16 protein-coding genes, 1 tRNA gene, 1 pseudogene and 1 riboswitch are annotated in these 15,442 nt (G+C 64.0%); of the genes and pseudogenes, 13 read left to right on the plus strand and 5 right to left on the minus strand.

The window, feature by feature from the left end:
- Positions 1-43 precede the first annotated feature (43 nt).
- The 5 genes from AC1DOX_RS11385 to glyA form a co-directional block, all read right to left on the minus strand.
- A complete protein-coding gene (locus AC1DOX_RS11385) occupies positions 44-667 on the minus strand; it encodes a pilus assembly PilX family protein (protein WP_441616089.1) in 624 nt (207 codons plus the stop codon).
- The gene (locus tag AC1DOX_RS11390) at positions 658-1,596 is read right to left on the minus strand and encodes a PilW family protein (protein ID WP_441616091.1); all 939 of its coding nucleotides are present in this window, start codon (positions 1,594-1,596) and stop codon (positions 658-660) included. The genes AC1DOX_RS11385 and AC1DOX_RS11390 overlap by 10 nt, the downstream gene beginning before the upstream one ends.
- Positions 1,596-2,192 carry a type IV pilus modification protein PilV gene (pilV, locus tag AC1DOX_RS11395; protein WP_441616093.1) on the minus strand — a complete coding sequence of 199 codons (597 nt, stop codon included), beginning with the start codon at positions 2,190-2,192 and terminating at the stop codon, positions 1,596-1,598. The genes AC1DOX_RS11390 and pilV overlap by 1 nt, the downstream gene beginning before the upstream one ends.
- Positions 2,193-2,405: 213 nt before the next feature.
- On the minus strand, positions 2,406-2,873 hold the full coding sequence (nrdR, locus tag AC1DOX_RS11400) for a transcriptional regulator NrdR (RefSeq protein WP_092134870.1): 468 nt from the start codon (positions 2,871-2,873) through the stop codon (positions 2,406-2,408).
- A 165-nt stretch (positions 2,874-3,038) separates the two neighbouring features.
- Positions 3,039-4,286 (minus strand): serine hydroxymethyltransferase, encoded by a 1,248-nt coding sequence (gene glyA, locus AC1DOX_RS11405; protein WP_092134868.1) that lies wholly within the window; start codon positions 4,284-4,286, stop codon positions 3,039-3,041.
- Positions 4,287-4,455: 169 nt separating this feature from the next.
- Positions 4,456-4,557: riboswitch (ZMP/ZTP riboswitch) on the minus strand.
- Positions 4,558-4,722: 165 nt separating this feature from the next.
- Here glyA and ybgC point away from each other — a divergent pair.
- The 13 genes and pseudogenes from ybgC (at position 4,723) to AC1DOX_RS11470 (ending at position 15,299) form a co-directional block, all read left to right on the plus strand.
- Positions 4,723-5,127 (plus strand): tol-pal system-associated acyl-CoA thioesterase, encoded by a 405-nt coding sequence (gene ybgC, locus AC1DOX_RS11410; RefSeq protein WP_441616096.1) that lies wholly within the window; start codon positions 4,723-4,725, stop codon positions 5,125-5,127.
- Entirely contained in the window at positions 5,124-5,807 is a 684-nt protein-coding gene (gene tolQ / locus AC1DOX_RS11415) for a protein TolQ (protein ID WP_066731701.1), read from the plus strand. Before ybgC ends, tolQ begins: the two co-directional genes overlap by 4 nt.
- A 24-nt stretch (positions 5,808-5,831) precedes the next feature.
- Positions 5,832-6,269, plus strand: a complete 438-nt coding sequence (tolR, locus tag AC1DOX_RS11420) for a protein TolR (RefSeq protein WP_092134867.1) — start codon at positions 5,832-5,834, stop codon at positions 6,267-6,269.
- A 61-nt stretch (positions 6,270-6,330) separates the two neighbouring features.
- Complete coding sequence (gene tolA, locus AC1DOX_RS11425) at positions 6,331-7,356, plus strand: cell envelope integrity protein TolA (protein ID WP_441616098.1); 1,026 nt, start codon at positions 6,331-6,333, stop codon at positions 7,354-7,356.
- A gap of 205 nt (positions 7,357-7,561) precedes the next feature.
- Positions 7,562-8,905, plus strand: a complete 1,344-nt coding sequence (gene tolB, locus AC1DOX_RS11430; protein ID WP_441616100.1) for a Tol-Pal system beta propeller repeat protein TolB — start codon at positions 7,562-7,564, stop codon at positions 8,903-8,905.
- 20 nt (positions 8,906-8,925) lie between these two features.
- A complete protein-coding gene (gene pal, locus AC1DOX_RS11435; protein ID WP_441616102.1) occupies positions 8,926-9,435 on the plus strand; it encodes a peptidoglycan-associated lipoprotein Pal in 510 nt (169 codons plus the stop codon).
- 17 nt (positions 9,436-9,452) lie between these two features.
- Complete coding sequence (gene ybgF, locus AC1DOX_RS11440; RefSeq protein WP_441616104.1) at positions 9,453-10,211, plus strand: tol-pal system protein YbgF; 759 nt, start codon at positions 9,453-9,455, stop codon at positions 10,209-10,211.
- 264 nt (positions 10,212-10,475) lie between these two features.
- Positions 10,476-11,156, plus strand: a complete 681-nt coding sequence (gene queC / locus AC1DOX_RS11445; RefSeq protein WP_477114017.1) for a 7-cyano-7-deazaguanine synthase QueC — start codon at positions 10,476-10,478, stop codon at positions 11,154-11,156.
- 83 nt (positions 11,157-11,239) lie between these two features.
- Complete coding sequence (locus AC1DOX_RS11450) at positions 11,240-12,355, plus strand: YeeE/YedE family protein (RefSeq protein ID WP_441616108.1); 1,116 nt, start codon at positions 11,240-11,242, stop codon at positions 12,353-12,355.
- A 69-nt stretch (positions 12,356-12,424) separates the two neighbouring features.
- Positions 12,425-12,500, plus strand: a tRNA-Lys gene (locus AC1DOX_RS11455).
- A 334-nt stretch (positions 12,501-12,834) separates the two neighbouring features.
- On the plus strand, positions 12,835-13,743 hold the full coding sequence (locus tag AC1DOX_RS11460; protein WP_441616110.1) for a hypothetical protein: 909 nt from the start codon (positions 12,835-12,837) through the stop codon (positions 13,741-13,743).
- Positions 13,744-14,749: 1,006 nt separating this feature from the next.
- Positions 14,750-14,872 (plus strand): annotated as a pseudogene (locus AC1DOX_RS11465) (PAS domain-containing protein); the annotation flags it as partial.
- A gap of 100 nt (positions 14,873-14,972) precedes the next feature.
- The gene (locus AC1DOX_RS11470; protein ID WP_441616134.1) at positions 14,973-15,299 is read left to right on the plus strand and encodes a PAS domain S-box protein; all 327 of its coding nucleotides are present in this window, start codon (positions 14,973-14,975) and stop codon (positions 15,297-15,299) included.
- The last annotated feature ends 143 nt before the right edge of the window (positions 15,300-15,442 follow it).

A 15,442-nucleotide genomic window follows, 5' to 3' on the forward strand; every position in this document is an offset into this window, starting at 1 on the left:
TTCTGTCCCGTTGCGTTTGGGGTGACCCGTCGTGGGAATGGAATTAGGAGTCGGACTTGCGGTAGGACGACTGCACCATCGCGCGCGTGGTGTCGTTCGGGCCGAACCCCACTGCAGTAATCCGGTACATGTATCTCGTGGCAGTCGGGTCGCTGGCCAGTCCGCCGGACGAAGTTTCCCGCAGTAGCTCAATCAGATAGCGCGGCTTGCGGCCCGGCGTCAGACCGGAACCGGTGGGAAAGCTGCGCCCCGTGAAGGTGCCGTACTCGACCGTGGTGTTGCCCACTGTCGCGGTCCAGTCGATCGTGTTCCAGATAGGTTCGCCCGTTGCGGCGAAGGTGTCGCACAGGCCAAGGTTGGTGCCGGTATTGCAGCCACCGGGGAGGAACCCCTCCGGCGAGAACGGCGAGAATTTGGTGGAGCGGCTGTTCGGCCCAACAGCATTCTGGATGTCCATCTCGGCATCACGCAACGCGGCTTCCGCTGCCTGATAGGCGATTTCAAAGTCGCGCTGGTTGCGGGTGGATCGCTTAGTGTCCAGCGCGATGCGCGCGCCGCCCAACGCCAGCAACGTGATGACCAGCAGCATGATCACGGCGGTGATGAGCGCCACGCCTTGTGCGTTGGCGCGACGGACAAACTTGGCATGGCGGATGGTCAAATGCATGACGGATCCTCGGCAAGGCACGACTGATAGTTGCGAATCTGGACGGTCGCGAAATACAGCTTGCGGGCGGCTCGTGTATCGGTTGCTGGCGTGTACGTGGCATTCGCGCCGGTGTATAGCGGGCCGAAGAGCTGGAACGTTGCCGGGCCACCGGCATCCGCGCTGGCGTTATCCGCGCGGATGACCAGCGCGATCTTCGCGGTCACCACGTTGCGCCAGTCGGTGGCGGCCACGCTTGTCGCGGGCACGTATTTGTATGGCACCTCATCGCCAGCAGTGGTTACGCCGTAGAGCACCTGCATCGTCTCCACGCCGGGAACGAGTTCCTGGGTCACGAACGTGCTGTCGGTTTCCTTGCCAGCGACACGCACGCGGTACTTGCACATCAGCGATGGCTTGCCGTTCGCGCCATTGGCGACAAAGAGTATTGACAACCCACGCTTGGTGTCGGCCTGGTCGGGGTCGTTAGTGCCTGCCACGCCCAGGCCAGAGCAATCCACGACCGAGCCGTCCGGAAGACTTGGATCGGCTGCCGAGCTGACGCCGTAGTAGCGGATCATCAGCGTGTCGCTGCTGTTGATGGCAGCGCCCGGGCCGCAAGCCAGCGTTTCGCTGTCGTTGGGTGTGGAGCAGCTATCCAGGCCATTGATCATCTGTGCGCTGACCGACATCGGAGCGCCACTACCATCTGGACCTTGCGGCACATACGCCGTCTGGCGAGCCAGACGGGTGAGGACGGACAGCGCGAAGTTGCCTCGCTCTTCGAGGTTGGCGTTGTCGTCGATCGTCGCGTAGCTGTTGCGACTCATCAGATAGAAGGACAAGCCGGCGATCAGGATCAGCATCGTGATAACGAGCGTCACCATCAGTTCGACGAGCGTATAGCCGCCGCTGCGGCGCTTGGGACGGGGGTTATATGTGCGCGGCATCAGCTTTTAATCCCCGGCAGAACGACAACAACCATTTGCGGCGTCGCTGCACCATTGGCGCCCACCGAGTCGGTCATGGTGGTGCCGGTCGCGATGTCCGTTCCCTGGCGGTCCGTGAAACGCGAGACCCAACCGATCTTGATGACGAGCGGCGTGTCGGTGGTGGAATTCGTTCCACCGGTTGCCGCGTTACATGCCCATTGGTAGCCAGTCGTCAGGCCGTAAGTGGTGGCGTCGCGGCAAATGATGGCGCGCCCGCCCGGCAGGTTGTTCTGGACGCGCTGCGTCCATTCCGCGAGTTCGAAGTTTGCGGCAAGAGGCGCACAGGCTGCGGCCCCGCCCGTACAGGCGCCGTTGTAGAGATTGCCGGGGCCCGTGACTACCGGTGCGCCGTTCTGGGTATCGAATGCATTGAATGTGCCCGAATCCGCCAGATTGCCGTTCGACCGCATGCGATCCGCCATGTCATTGGCGAGTTGCATTGCAACGATGTCGTACGAGGATTGTTGGGCGAAGCGGAAAGACTTGATCAGGAGGTTGGCCACGCCGAGCACGCCGAAGGCGAGCACGACGATTGCTACCAATGCTTCGAGCATGGTAAAGCCGGCCGCCCTCCGGCAGCGTGACTGACCCATTTGTGACTCCCGTCCAAAAATCGAACTGATTTTTTGCTTTTTACGGACGGCGCGCCGGAGATTTATGCGTCCCGGCCCTCTGTCGGGGTCGGTTCCGCGGTTCGCGCGCTCGCCAACTGGCCTCCATACCCGAAGGAGGTCAGTGCAGATTAGACAGCTTTTTTTGTGAGGTAGCTACCCCTTTCGTGGGGTAGGGGGCGAAAACTCGTCGAGCACGTCGCGAAATTCAGACACATCTTCAAAACTGCGATAAACGGAAGCAAAGCGAATATAGGCAATTTTGTCGAGTTTGCGCAGTTCGCGCATGACCAGCTCGCCCACCTGGCTGCTGGGGATTTCCTTCTCGCCCAGCGCCAGCAGTTTTTCTTCGATGCGGGTAATGGATTGGTCGATGGCCTCGGCCGACACCGGCCGCTTGCGCAGGGCCAGTCGCATGGAGTCCTTCAGCTTGGCGCGGGTGTAGTCCACGCGCGAGCCGTTTTTCTTGACGATGGCGGGAAAGAAGAGCTCGATGCGCTCGTAGGTGGTGAAGCGGCGGTCACAGGCCTCGCAACGCCGGCGGCGGCGCACGGTGTCGCCGTCTTCCGAGACGCGACTGTCAAGGACCTGGGTATTGGAATGACCGCAGAAGGGGCATTTCATGCCGGACCACCTGATGAATTGAGCCGGGCCGCATTGTCCATCTTTTACTTCTGTTGCGACCTTGCGGCAGGTTAAACGGCGCCGCCGGAGCGGCGCCGTTTTTGGCGCGCACTGCACGCACTATATATACAGGCAGCCGCCGATGTCGACTGCCCGTCGTGCCGCTCAGCCGTAGACCGGGAAGCGGCGGGTCAGGGCGGAGACCTGCTCGCGCACCGCGGCGATGTTGGCTTCGTCGTGCGGGTTGTCCAGCACGTCGGCGATCAGGTTGGCCACCTGGCGGGCTTCTTCTTCCTTGAAGCCGCGCGTGGTCATGGCCGGCGAGCCCAGGCGGATGCCCGAGGTCACGAACGGCTTTTCCGGATCGTTCGGGATGGCGTTCTTGTTGACGGTGATATGCGCATCGCCCAGGATCTTCTCGGCTTCCTTGCCGGTGATCTTCTTAGCGCGCAGGTCCACCAGCATCACGTGGCTTTCCGTCTTGCCGGACACGATGCGCAGGCCGCGGGCGATCAGGGTTTCCGCCAGCACGGCGGCGTTCTTCACCACTTGCTGCTGGTAAGCCTTGAACTCGGGCGTGAGCGCTTCCTTGAAGGCCACGGCCTTGCCGGCGATGACGTGCATCAGCGGACCGCCCTGGATGCCCGGGAAGATGGCCGAGTTGATGGCCTTCTCGTGCTCGGCCTTCATCAGGATCACGCCACCACGCGGGCCGCGCAGGCTCTTGTGGGTGGTGGTGGTCACGAAGTCGGCGTGCGGCACCGGGTTCGGGTAGACGCCGGCGGCGATCAGGCCCGCGTAGTGGGCCATGTCCACCATGAAGTAGGCGCCGATGGCCTTGGCCACCTTGGCGATGCGCTCAAAGTCGATGCGTAGGGAGAAGGCCGAGGCGCCGGCGATGATCAGCTTCGGCTTCTTTTCCTGGGCGAGCTTTTCCAGGGCGTCGTAATCGATGTCTTCCTGGGCGTTCAGGCCGTAGCTCACCACGTTGAACCACTTGCCGCTCATGTTCAGCGCCATGCCATGGGTCAGGTGACCGCCTTCGGCCAGGCTCATGCCCATGATGGTGTCGCCCGGCTTGAGCATGGCGAAGAACACGCCCTGGTTGGCCTGCGAACCCGAGTTGGGCTGCACGTTCGCGGCTTCGGCGCCGAACAGTTGCTTCACGCGGTCGATGGCCAGCTGTTCCACCACGTCCACGTACTCGCAGCCACCGTAGTAGCGCTTGCCGGGATAGCCCTCGGCGTACTTGTTGGTCAGTTGGGAACCCTGGGCGGCCATCACGGCCGGCGAGGTGTAGTTCTCGGAAGCAATCAGCTCGATGTGGTCTTCCTGGCGCTGGTTTTCCTTCTGGATCGCGGCAAAGACTTCGGGATCGATCTGGTCGATCGTGAAACGGCTGCGTTCAAACATGGCGTGACTCGTCTGTAAAAAGAGATACCGATGGAAAGACCGGGTGTCGGATCAGGCGCTATCGGTACTTTTGGGATACTTCGCGGGTAGGGCGCGCGGGGAAGGCATCGGCGTCCAGCACCGGGGACGTGGTTAGCGTCCATCCAGTGCAGGGCGCACCCTGCTTCCCATTCGCTGCCCAGGCGAGCGGCAGGCGCTTGTGCTTCACGCCCAAAGAACTTGCGCTTCCTCGTGGTAGTACCCACTGACTTCGCCAGTCGCGCAAGGTGGAATGGTTGCGGCAGAGTTTACGCGAGCCGGCGCCTTGCCGCAAGACGGTGCACCGGCCAGCCCGCCTCCCGCAAAGCCGCGCGGGGCCTGGCTCGCAACTTGCTGTTGCAAAGTCTCCTGCGGGTTTACCTCCGTTCGGGCATCGTGCTCCGCTACAATGCCGCCCATGCCGAACTTTGTCTGGCCGCTGCGGGTGTACTGGGAAGACACCGATGCAGGCGGTGTGGTGTTTTACGCCAACTACCTCAAATTCTTCGAACGGGCGCGCACCGAATGGCTGCGCTCGCTCGGGATCGAACAGCAAGCCCTCGCCGATCTGTCCGGTGTGGTCTTCGTCGTACGCAGTACCGCCGTGGAATACAATGCGCCCGCCCGGCTGGATGACCAGCTGGAGATCCGTACGCATATTGAACGGGTCGGGCCGGCTTCGGTCCAATTCGCCCAAGAAGCGTGGCGAGGTGACCTCCAACTGGCCAGCGGCAACATCCGGGTCGGATGTGTTGATAAAAGCACGTTTCGCCCGGCCCCGATTCCTGCCCCTGTCCTCGCAACCATCAAGAACGCTCGATGAATCCAGTGACTGTCACGCAAGACCTGTCGATCATTTCGCTGGTGCTCCACGCCAGCCTGCTGGCACAGGCCGTCATGGCACTGCTGCTGGTGATGTCCCTCTTCTCGTGGACCTACATTTTCCGCAAGCACCTGGCGCTGCGTTCGGCACGCACCCAGACGGAAGGCTTCGAGCGCGACTTCTGGGCTGGCGGCGACCTGCAGGCGCTTTATAACAGTGCCGTCAACAATCGCCACAACACTGGCGCGCTGGAACGGATCTTCGAGTCGGGCATGGGCGAATTCCTGAAGGCCCGCGAGCGCAGCAACGATGCCGGCGCGCTGCTGGATGCCGCCCGGCGCGCCATGCGCGCCGCGTATCAGCGCGAAATGGACGTGCTGGAATCGCACCTGCCGTTCCTGGCCTCGGTCGGCTCGGTCAGCCCGTATATCGGCTTGTTCGGCACGGTATGGGGGATCATGAACGCCTTCCGCGGTCTTTCGAATGTGCAGCAGGCAACGCTTGCATCCGTGGCGCCCGGTATTGCCGAAGCGCTCGTTGCCACGGCGATCGGCCTGTTCGCCGCCATTCCGGCGGTGATCGCCTACAACCGTTACGCGACGGAGATCGATCGCCTGGCGATCCGCTTCGAAAGCTTCATGGAAGAATTCCTGAACATCCTGCAACGGCAGACCCGCTAAACCACTGTATCCGGAGCCCCAGCCATGGCAGCCATTCAGCGCCGAGGCGGCTCGCGCCGCCGGGCAAGTGCCGAGATCAACGTCGTTCCGTATATCGACGTGATGCTCGTGCTGCTCGTCATCTTCATGGTGGCGGCACCCATCGTGAACCCGGCCGTGGTCGACCTGCCGTCGGTGGCCAACGCCACGCCGCAGCAGAAGACCCCGCCGGTCATCGTCACCGTGCACGAAGACGGCGCCTTGACCGCGCGCGGCAAGGACAACGCCGGCAACGCGTTCGAGCGCAAGCTCGACAAGCGCGGCCTGCTGGAGTTCGTGCATCAGCGCCAGAACGAGAACCCGGACCAGCCCGTCGTGATTGCCGCCGACCGTGCCGTCAAGTACGAAGCCGTGCTCGACGTGATGTCCGTCCTGAAGTCCGATGGCGTGAAGCGCGTCGGCCTGATGGTGAAATCAAAGTAAGCGTCGCGACAAAGTGGCCAGCCTTTCGTCACGTCATCCAGGCCAACGGCCATCGCGCGCCATGAAGGTGGCCGCCTATCCGTATCAGCCCGTCAAGGAACGCGGCACGACGCGATCCTTCCTGTTGGCACTGCTCATGCACCTGTTGCTGGGCATCGTGTTGTATTACGGCGTCCACTGGCAGAGCAGTACGCCGGTAGGGGCCGAGGCCGAGTTGTGGGAAGAGGTTCCCGATGTCGCGCCCGCGCCGCCACCCCCGCTCGTGGTGCTGCCGCGGCCGGCGCCGCCCGAACCCGCCGTGCGCAGCAAGGCAGAGGAAGACGCGGACATCGCGCTGGAACGTCAGAAACGCAAGCAGGCCGAGGAGGTCGCCGAGCGCGAGGCCGCGCGCCAGGAAGCCGCCCGCAAGGAACAGGAAAAGAAGGACGCCGAAAAGCGCGAGGCCCAGCGCAAGGAAGAGCAGCGCCAGCAGCAGCTCGACGCCCAGCGCAAGGAAGACGCGAAGAAGAAGGCCGAACAGGATCGCAAGGAGCAGGCCGAGCGCGACCGCAAGGAAGCCGCTGACGCCAAGGCCAAGGCGGATGCCAAGGCACGCGCCGATGCCGAGCAAAAGGCGAAGGCCAAGGCTGAAGCCGACGCCGAGCAGAAGGCAAAGGCCAAGGCCGACGCGGATGCCAAGGCCAAGCGCGAGGCCGCGGCCAACGCGCAGCGCAAGAGCGAGCTGGCGCGCCTGCAGGCCATGGCCGGTGGTGGTGCCACCGCGAGCGGTGGTGGCGTGGGCAATTCGGCCGGCTCGGGCGCGGGGTCGGGCGGCAAGGCGTCGCCCGGGTACTCGGATCGCGTGCGTCGACGCGTCAAGCCAAACATCATCTTTGGCGGCGATGTGGAAGGCAATCCGCCGGCGGTAGTGTCCGTGTCGCTGGCGCCGGATGGATCGTTGCTGTCTGCGCGGGTGACCAAGTCGAGTGGCAACTCCGACTGGGACAACGCCGTGCTGCGTGCGGTGCAACGATCGGACCCGCTGCCGCGCGATGAAGACGGCAAGGCACCGTCGAGCTTCACGATCACGTTCCGTCCGAAGGACTGAGTGTCGAACACGTCATGATTTGCAACATAATGCAACCTTCAGCGTGGGCCACCAGTCCGATTGCTACCATTGACGGTTGCCTGACGCGGCCGGCAGCGTGCAAGACGTGCGCAAACGGGGTATGCGCCAAGTCGCATGCCGTCCGTCTCGCCGTTCTTGCTGTGCCCGCCGTACCGATGAATTCTGAAATCGACTGAGGAGCAGCATGCGAAAGCTTTGGGCCCCCAATTGGCTGTCCGCGAGGCGGCACAACGCTCACCCCACCCGCGAGCAAAGCCGCCACGCACTGATGGCATGGCTGGCTGCGGCGCTGATGTCAGCGGGCGTCGCGCACGCTCAACTGAACGTGGAAATCACCGGTGTTGGTTCGAACCAGTTCCCGGTGGCCACGGCCAACTTCCAGGGCGAGGCACAAGCCCCGCAGAACCTGACCGCCATCATCCGCAGCGACCTCCAGAACAGCGGCCGGATCCGCAACGTCGATCCGGCCGGTGCCACGGTGGCCGAGTCCGCCCAGGTGGACCTCGGCAGTTGGAAGACACGCGGCGCCGACGCATTCGTGGCCGGCAGCGTGACCCCCTCCGGCAATGGCCAGTATGAAGTCCGCTTCCGCCTGTACGACACGGTCAAGGGCCAGAGCCTGGGCGGTCTGGCGTTCAACGTCTCGCAGAACCAGCTGCGCGTGACCGCGCACAAGATCGCCGACTATATCTACGAGAAGCTGCTGGGCGAGCGCGGTGTGTTTGCCACGCGCCTGTCCTACGTGTCCCGCGTGGGCGGTCGCTACCAGTTGCTGATTTCCGATTCGGACGGCCAGAACGCCCAGGTGGCGCTGACCAGCAACGAGCCGATCATCTCGCCGTCGTGGTCGCCGGATGGCCGTCGCGTGGCCTACGTCTCGTTCGAAGCCCGCAAGCCGGTGATCTACGTGCACGACCTGGCCACGGGCAAGCGCGTGCTGGTATCGAACCAGAAGGGCAACAACAGCGCGCCGTCGTGGTCGCCTGATGGCCAGCGTATTGCTGTGGCGCTCTCGCGCGACGGCAACACGCAGGTCTATCTGGTCAACGCGGATGGCTCCGGCCTGCGCCGTCTGTCGCGCAGCAGCGCGATCGACACCGAGCCGCAGTTCTCGCCGGATGGCCGTAGCATCTATTTCACCAGCGATCGCGGCGGTGCGCCGCAGATCTACCGCATGCCGGTCTCGGGCGAAGAGGGCGGGGCGGCGCAACGCGTGACCTTCAAGGGCAACTACAACGTCAGTCCGCGCATCTCGCCGGACGGCAAGTACCTGGCCTTCATCTCGCGTACGGGCGGCTTCAAGCTGCAGCTGCAGGACCTGTCCAATGGTGATGTGACATCCCTCACCGATACGTCCAACGACGAAGCCCCGAGCTTCGCCGCCAATGGCAAGTACATTCTCTACGCCACCCGTGTGGGCGGCCGTGCAGTGCTGGCGGCGGTCTCCACGGACGGCCGTACGAAACAGGTTCTGTCTCTCCAGTCCGGCGAAGTTCGCGAGCCGTCCTGGGGTCCTTTCATGCAGTAGAAAAAGAGGAGTCTCTCGCCATGTCCCAAATGATGACCAAATCGCTCGCCATCGCCGCACTGCTCGCCCTGGGTGCCTGCAGCTCCGGCGTAAAGCTGGATGACGCCGCCAAGTCGGGTGCCGGCACCACGCCGGGCGCGGATGCCCGCAACGTGGCCCCGGTGGATGTCTCGCGCGATCCGCTGAACGATCCGAACGGTCCGCTGGCCAAGCGCAGCGTGTACTTCGACTTCGACAGCTACAGCGTCAAGTCGGACTACCAGGGCATGCTGCAATCCCACGCCCAATACCTGGGTGGCAACAAGGGCCGCAAGATCCTGATCCAGGGCAACACCGACGAGCGTGGTACGAGCGAGTACAACCTGGCCCTGGGCCAGAAGCGTGCCGAGGCCGTGCGCCGTTCGCTCTCGTCGCTGGGCGTGCCCGAGGCGCAAATGGAAGCCGTGAGCCTGGGCAAGGAAAAGCCGAAGGCCACCGGTCACGACGAAGCCTCGTGGGCCGAGAACCGTCGCGCCGATATCGCCTACTGATCTACGGATAAGCCTTCATGAATGCTCGCGTTTCCACCCTGCTGTGGCTTGCTGCCGTTTCCGGCGGTGGCATGCTGGCGGCCACTTCCGCGCACGCCGGCGTCTTTGACGACGACGAGGCGCGCCGCGCGGTGATCACCCTGCGGGACCAGTTCAACGGTTTCCAGGCGACGGCGTCGCAGCGTATCGACCAGAACAGCCGGACCCAGCTCGACATGCAGAACCAGCTCGAAGGCCTGCGACAGGAGGTGGCACGGCTGCGCGGTCAGAACGAGGTGCTGCAGAACACGGTGGACGCGCTGCAGAAGCAGCAGAAGGACTACTACGCGGACCTGGACGCGCGCCTGAAGAAATTCGAGCCGCAGCAGGTCACCGTGGATGGTCGCGAGGGCGTGGCCCAGGCGACCGAGAAGCCTGAGTACGACGCGGCGCTCAAGCAGTTCCAGTCGGGCGATTTCAAGGGCGCGGGCAGTGCGTTCTCGGCCTTTGCGAAGAAGTACCCGCAAAGCCCGTACCTGCCGCTGGCGCAGTTCTGGCTCGGCAATTCGCTCTACGCGCAACGCGACTACAAGGGCTCGACAAACGTCCTGCAGAACATGGTCCAGGCTTACCCGACGCATCCGAAGGTGCCTGACGCCATGATCGCCATTGCCAACAACCAGCTCGAGTCCGGCCAGAAGGCTGCGGCGAAGAAGACGCTGGAGACGGTGGTGGCCAAGTACCCGGGCACGGAAGGGGCCCAGGCCGCGAGCAACCGGCTGAAGACCCTGAAGTAATCGCAGTACTGGCAGTACGAGAGTCAGGAAAAGACCCGCGCAAGCGGGTTTTTTCTTTCCGGGGCCGATCAATCCGGCCAGTCTGGCCGATCCCCGGCCGATCCCCGGCTGATTCCCGGCCGATCCAATCCCCCGGTCGATGCCCGCCGCCATCCCCACCATCACCCCAGCCTGATTCCGGCCACCCGGACCGGCGCGCTAAAATACACGATTCGCCGCCCAGGCGACCCTCTTTCACGCGGCCCCCCTGCGCCTCACATCATCATGACCAAACGCGCCATCGTCCTGCTTTCCGGCGGTMTCGACTCCGCCACCGTCCTTGCCATGGCCAATGCGGCGGGTTTCGAAACCTACGCGCTGTCGATGCGCTACGGCCAGCGTCATTCGTCCGAACTCGACGCCGCCAGGCACGTGGCTGCAGCGCTGGGCGCCAAGCGACACGAGATCATCGACCTGGACCTGCGCCGCTTCGGCGGCTCGGCCCTGACCGATGATTCGCTGGACGTGCCGACCGACGGCGCGACCAGTGGCATCCCCATCACCTATGTGCCGGCTCGCAACACGATCATGCTGTCGCTGGCACTTGGCTGGGCCGAAGCCATCGGCGGCCGCGATCTGTTCTTCGGCGCCAACGCAGTGGACTATTCCGGCTATCCCGATTGCCGTCCCGAGTATGTGTCCGCCTACGAGTCGCTGGCCAATCTGGCCACCAAGGCGGGCGTGGAGGGGGACCGCTTCCGCGTCCACGCGCCAATCATCGACATGACCAAGGCGGAAATCATCCGCGCCGGCGTGAAGCTGGGTGTGGACTACGGCCTGACGGTGTCGTGCTACAAGGCCGACGATGAGGGGCGGGCCTGCGGTGTCTGCGACTCCTGCCGCATTCGCCGCGCTGGCTTCGAAGCCGCCGGCGTGCCCGATCCGACCCGCTACCAGGCTGCCTGACACCCCAGCGTTGCAGACAGACGAGGGCGCCGGCGGAGCGCCCGCAAGAGAACAACAAATCCAAGAGCCACCCCCGGTCCGACATGCCCGATATCGATATTCCTGCGCTCACGCACACCGTGCTGTTGAGCACCTTCGTACTGACCTTCCTGTTTGGCGCCGTGCTGCAACGCACGCATTTCTGCACGATGGGCGCCATCTCGGACATTGTGAATATTGGCGACTGGAGCCGCATGCGCATGTGGGTCATGGCGATCGGCGTGGCGATGATCGGCACGGGCGTGCTGGCCTGGGCTGGCCTGATCGATCCGACCAAGACGATCTACACGACGGCAAAGCTCAGCTGGCTGTCGGCTGCCGCGGGTGGGCTGATGTTCGGCTTCGGCATGGTGCTGGCGTCCGGTTGCGGCAGCAAGACGCTGGTGCGCATCGGTGCGGGCAATCTGAAGTCGCTGGTGGTGTTTGTATTTCTTGGCCTGTCGGCATACATGACGCTGCGGGGGCTCTTCGGCGTGGTGCGCGTGAACACCGTCGACACGGTGGCCGTGGCGCTGCCGTCGACGCAGGACCTGCCGTCGCTGGTGGCGCAGGGTAGCGGCATCGCGCGCGGCACGCTGCAACTGGCGCTTGGCGGCGTCATCGGCGCGGCGCTGATCCTGTGGGCGCTGGCGGGCAGGGGCTTCCGCACGTTCGACAACCTGTTGGGCGGGCTGGCCGTGGGGCTGATCATCGTCGGCATGTGGTACGTGTCCGGCCACGTCGGCTACGTGGCCGAGGACCCCAATACGCTCGAAGAGCTGTTCGCGGCGACCAATAGCGGCCGCATGGAGAGCCTGAGCTTTGTTGCGCCATATGCCTACACGCTGGACTGGCTGATGATGTTCAGCGACAAGAGCAAGGTGCTGACGATCGGCATCGTCAGCGTGATCGGCGTGATTGCCGGCGCCGCGTCCTATGCGCTGGCATCGCGCACGTTTCGCTGGGAAGGGTTTGGCAATGCGGAGGACGTGGCGAATCACATGGTTGGCGGCATGCTGATGGGGGCTGGCGGCGTGACCGCGCTGGGCTGCACGATCGGGCAGGGGCTGTCAGGTGTATCGACGCTGGCGGTCGGCTCGTTTATCGTTTTTGCCGCGATCCTGGCCGGCGCCGTGCTGGCCTTCAAATATCAGATATGGCGGCTGGAGCGCATGGCCTGAGCGGGGTGACGGCCCCGTCGGCTTGACACCCCTAGGGGCCATCCCTATAATCGCGGATTCAGTTTTTCCGGGTCGTTAGCTCAGTCGGTAGAGCAGCGGACTTTTAATCCGTTGGTCGCGTGTTCGAGTCACGCACGACCCACCAGTTTTTCGAAAGGCGTAGCGGGCAACCGCTACGCCTTTTTTGCATTCTGGCTGAGCAGAATCTGCTCTTGCCGGCGGTCGCTGGCATCTGCCGGATTCTTCCGGAATCACACTTTCCAGCCCGGCTATCAATGCCGCTGACATGGGCCGGACCCAATGGCGGCGGCACGCGTACGCCTGTGGCCCATCGCCAACACCGGCCAGGTGCCACGCCCGCGCCCTGCGTGCTGATGTCTTACGTATTCCAGCGCACGTTGCATCGGCGCGATCGGCGCACAATACTGATCTCATCCGCGTGGGACCTCGTCGCTCAATCCAGATATCGATGAGAAGACATGAACCGGCTTATGGGCCGTCTGGCCCCTCTCATTGTCTTGGGTCTTTTCGTTGGCGCCAGCGCGCAGGCGTCCGATATCTCCTGCAAATCGTCGCTGCATTCGACCACGGTCCGTTGCGACGATTCGATTGCCGGTGGCCCGCTGTGCGCAAGACATGCCGACAAGCGCCCATCCGCCGAACGCCTGATCTGCGACTACGCCATGCTCAATATGACGTACGAGCGCATTTATGCCGACCAGCGCCATATGCTCAACGCGGGCAAGATCCGCCCCTCGGAAGTCCTGGCGTGGCGCAGGAAGCGGGATGCCTGTACGACCGTCAAATGCGTGGACCAAGTCTTTGCCGACTGGCAGCGGCAGGCCGTCACGAGAAGGCTTGCCGCCAATCCCGTTCAGCCTTCCAGGAAACCATTTGCCGCATCGGGGCAAGGCATGCCCGAGGGCAAGCCAGCAGGCGAGCAGCCGATGCGAGACGAGGTACAGGTATCGATGTCGCCGATGTCGCCGACGCCGGATAGCGTCGCGCCATCGCTGACATCGCCATCGCCATCGCCATCGCCATCGCCGTTGATGGAGACCTCCGCCATGCCCTCGACGCCGCTTGCATCCGCGCATGACATGCGGGGATCGCGTCCGGCGCCCGATGCGCCGGCATTGGTCGAGCACGGACGCGAGCGTGCTGCCTGGGCACCCCCGGTTGGCCTGGCATGGCTTGCGCGACTGGCACCGCTGATTGCGCTTGGCGTTGGCCTGGACTGGGTGTTGACGCGCAGACGGGTCGAGTGGCCGTCGGGGGCGGCGGCAATCGTCGCGCGGGTCAGGGGCGTGCCGCGGATCGCGTTCGTCCTTGGAGCGCTGCTGCTGCTCAACGGCGTGCTGCTGGCCGTGATCTTCGCCACGGGTTAGGGCGCGGCGGCCTGTTTTCGCCTTGCTGCCGTGGTGGCTCCCGATTAACCAGTCTGAGGTAGAGACACCGCCACCGCGCTCATCGAGAATGAAAGCGTCGCGCCGGTTTGTGCTGGCGCCGACCCTTTCATCAATGGCGCTGGGGTCCAGGCCGGCGCGGGAAGTTTCTATGCAGCAAGCTGGAGGCGCCCTGCCGGCCAATGAGCACGTCTTACGCATCATCTGGCCGTTCGTCCCCGTCGTCATGACGTTGGCATTGTTCTGTATTGCCAGCGTGGACGTCCTGTCGTCTGCCCGCGCCTTCGTGGCCGGGGAGAGCCTCTGGACCAAGGGCCAGAAGGATGCCGTGATGCATCTGCTGCGCTACGCCGAAAATCGCCAGGAATCCGAATACCAGGCCTACCAACTAGCCATTGCCGGCCCGCTGGGCGACCGCCAGGCGCGGCTCGAACTCGAGCGCCGTCCGGATTTTGATCGCGACCGCGCGGTGGAGGGCCTGATCATCGGCGGCAATCATCCAGACGATATTCCGGGGATGATCCGGCTCTACCGATACTTCCGCAACGTGGCCGAAATCGATGAAGCCATCGCGATCTGGACGGCGGCTGACACGGAGATCCAAAACCTCAGCGTCGTGGCGCAACGGCTGCGCGAGCGCGTGAAGGATCCTGGTTGCGACGATGCCTGCCTCGCGCCGCTGCAGCGCGAAATCACGGAGCTCGACGCGCAGCTCACTCCAATGGAGGCGGCGTTCTCCTATAGCCTGGGCAAGGCGTCCCGCCGCGTAAGCGGCCTGTTGCTGATTGGCACCGTGGCGATGACGGCATTGTTGCTGCTGTGCGCAAGCCTGCTATCCCGGCGGATCATGCGCAAGGAACGGCAACTGCGCGCGGCGCTGGCGAGCAGCGAGGAGCGGCTCCAGCTGGCCGTGGCTGGTAGTTCCGACGGCCTCTGGGATTGGCATCCGCATCGGGGGGAGCTGTACTTCTCCGCCCGATGCGCGGAAATGCTGGGGTATGCCGAGAACGAACTGCCGCACGCACGCGAAACGCTGCTGGCGCTGATGCATCCCTCTGACATGGCCGATTTTGACCGGCAGTTGTCGCGTCACGTGCGAGAAAATTCGCCCTACGATGTCGAACTCCGCCTGCGCAAGAAGGCGGGCGGCTACCTATGGGTGCGTGCCCCGGGGTCGCATGGTACGGAGCGCCGTGGGCAAGGCGGTGCGGATGGCCGGATCGCTGAGCGATATTTCGGACCGCAAGCGATCCGAAGCGCAACTGTTTGCCGAAAAGGAGCGTGCGCAAGTCACGCTGCAAGCGATCGGCGATGCGGTGGTGACCACCGACGTCTGGGGGCGGATTCAGTCGCTGAATCCCGTGGCCGAACGGCTGACCGGCTGGAGCGATGCGGAGGCGGCGGGGTGCTTTCTCGCCCAGGTCTGCCCGCTGCAGGACGAGGCCACGCGCGCGCTGGTGTCGGACCTAGTGCCCCGCGCGCTGGAGGACCGGTGGCCTATCCAGTCCGTGATGCTGCTCTCCCGGCGCACTGGCTGAGCTTTACCCACAAGCTTGGCTCGCTATCCCGAATTAAAGATACGGAACATCTCTGTGATTTCGTGCAAGACGAGGAAGCCTCGCCAGATGACGGTAGCGCCGGGCGGAGGATCGTTGCGGCGATTCAGGTAGCCGCCAAGGGT

Source organism: Cupriavidus sp. 01L415, from assembly GCF_056400065.1.

Coding starts and splice junctions, on each gene's coding strand:
- AC1DOX_RS11460 (WP_441616110.1), top strand. CDS start 12,835: ATGAACCGGCTTATGGGCCGTCTGGCCCCTCTCATTGTCTTGGGTCTT.
- AC1DOX_RS11450 (WP_441616108.1), top strand. CDS start 11,240: ATGCCCGATATCGATATTCCTGCGCTCACGCACACCGTGCTGTTGAGC.
- pilV (WP_441616093.1), bottom strand. CDS start 2,192: ATGCTCGAAGCATTGGTAGCAATCGTCGTGCTCGCCTTCGGCGTGCTC.
- tolR (WP_092134867.1), top strand. CDS start 5,832: ATGGCAGCCATTCAGCGCCGAGGCGGCTCGCGCCGCCGGGCAAGTGCC.
- tolA (WP_441616098.1), top strand. CDS start 6,331: ATGAAGGTGGCCGCCTATCCGTATCAGCCCGTCAAGGAACGCGGCACG.
- ybgF (WP_441616104.1), top strand. CDS start 9,453: ATGAATGCTCGCGTTTCCACCCTGCTGTGGCTTGCTGCCGTTTCCGGC.
- tolB (WP_441616100.1), top strand. CDS start 7,562: ATGCGAAAGCTTTGGGCCCCCAATTGGCTGTCCGCGAGGCGGCACAAC.
- pal (WP_441616102.1), top strand. CDS start 8,926: ATGTCCCAAATGATGACCAAATCGCTCGCCATCGCCGCACTGCTCGCC.
- glyA (WP_092134868.1), bottom strand. CDS start 4,286: ATGTTTGAACGCAGCCGTTTCACGATCGACCAGATCGATCCCGAAGTC.
- tolQ (WP_066731701.1), top strand. CDS start 5,124: ATGAATCCAGTGACTGTCACGCAAGACCTGTCGATCATTTCGCTGGTG.
- AC1DOX_RS11470 (WP_441616134.1), top strand. CDS start 14,973: ATGGCCGGATCGCTGAGCGATATTTCGGACCGCAAGCGATCCGAAGCG.
- AC1DOX_RS11385 (WP_441616089.1), bottom strand. CDS start 667: ATGCATTTGACCATCCGCCATGCCAAGTTTGTCCGTCGCGCCAACGCA.
- AC1DOX_RS11390 (WP_441616091.1), bottom strand. CDS start 1,596: ATGCCGCGCACATATAACCCCCGTCCCAAGCGCCGCAGCGGCGGCTAT.
- ybgC (WP_441616096.1), top strand. CDS start 4,723: ATGCCGAACTTTGTCTGGCCGCTGCGGGTGTACTGGGAAGACACCGAT.
- nrdR (WP_092134870.1), bottom strand. CDS start 2,873: ATGAAATGCCCCTTCTGCGGTCATTCCAATACCCAGGTCCTTGACAGT.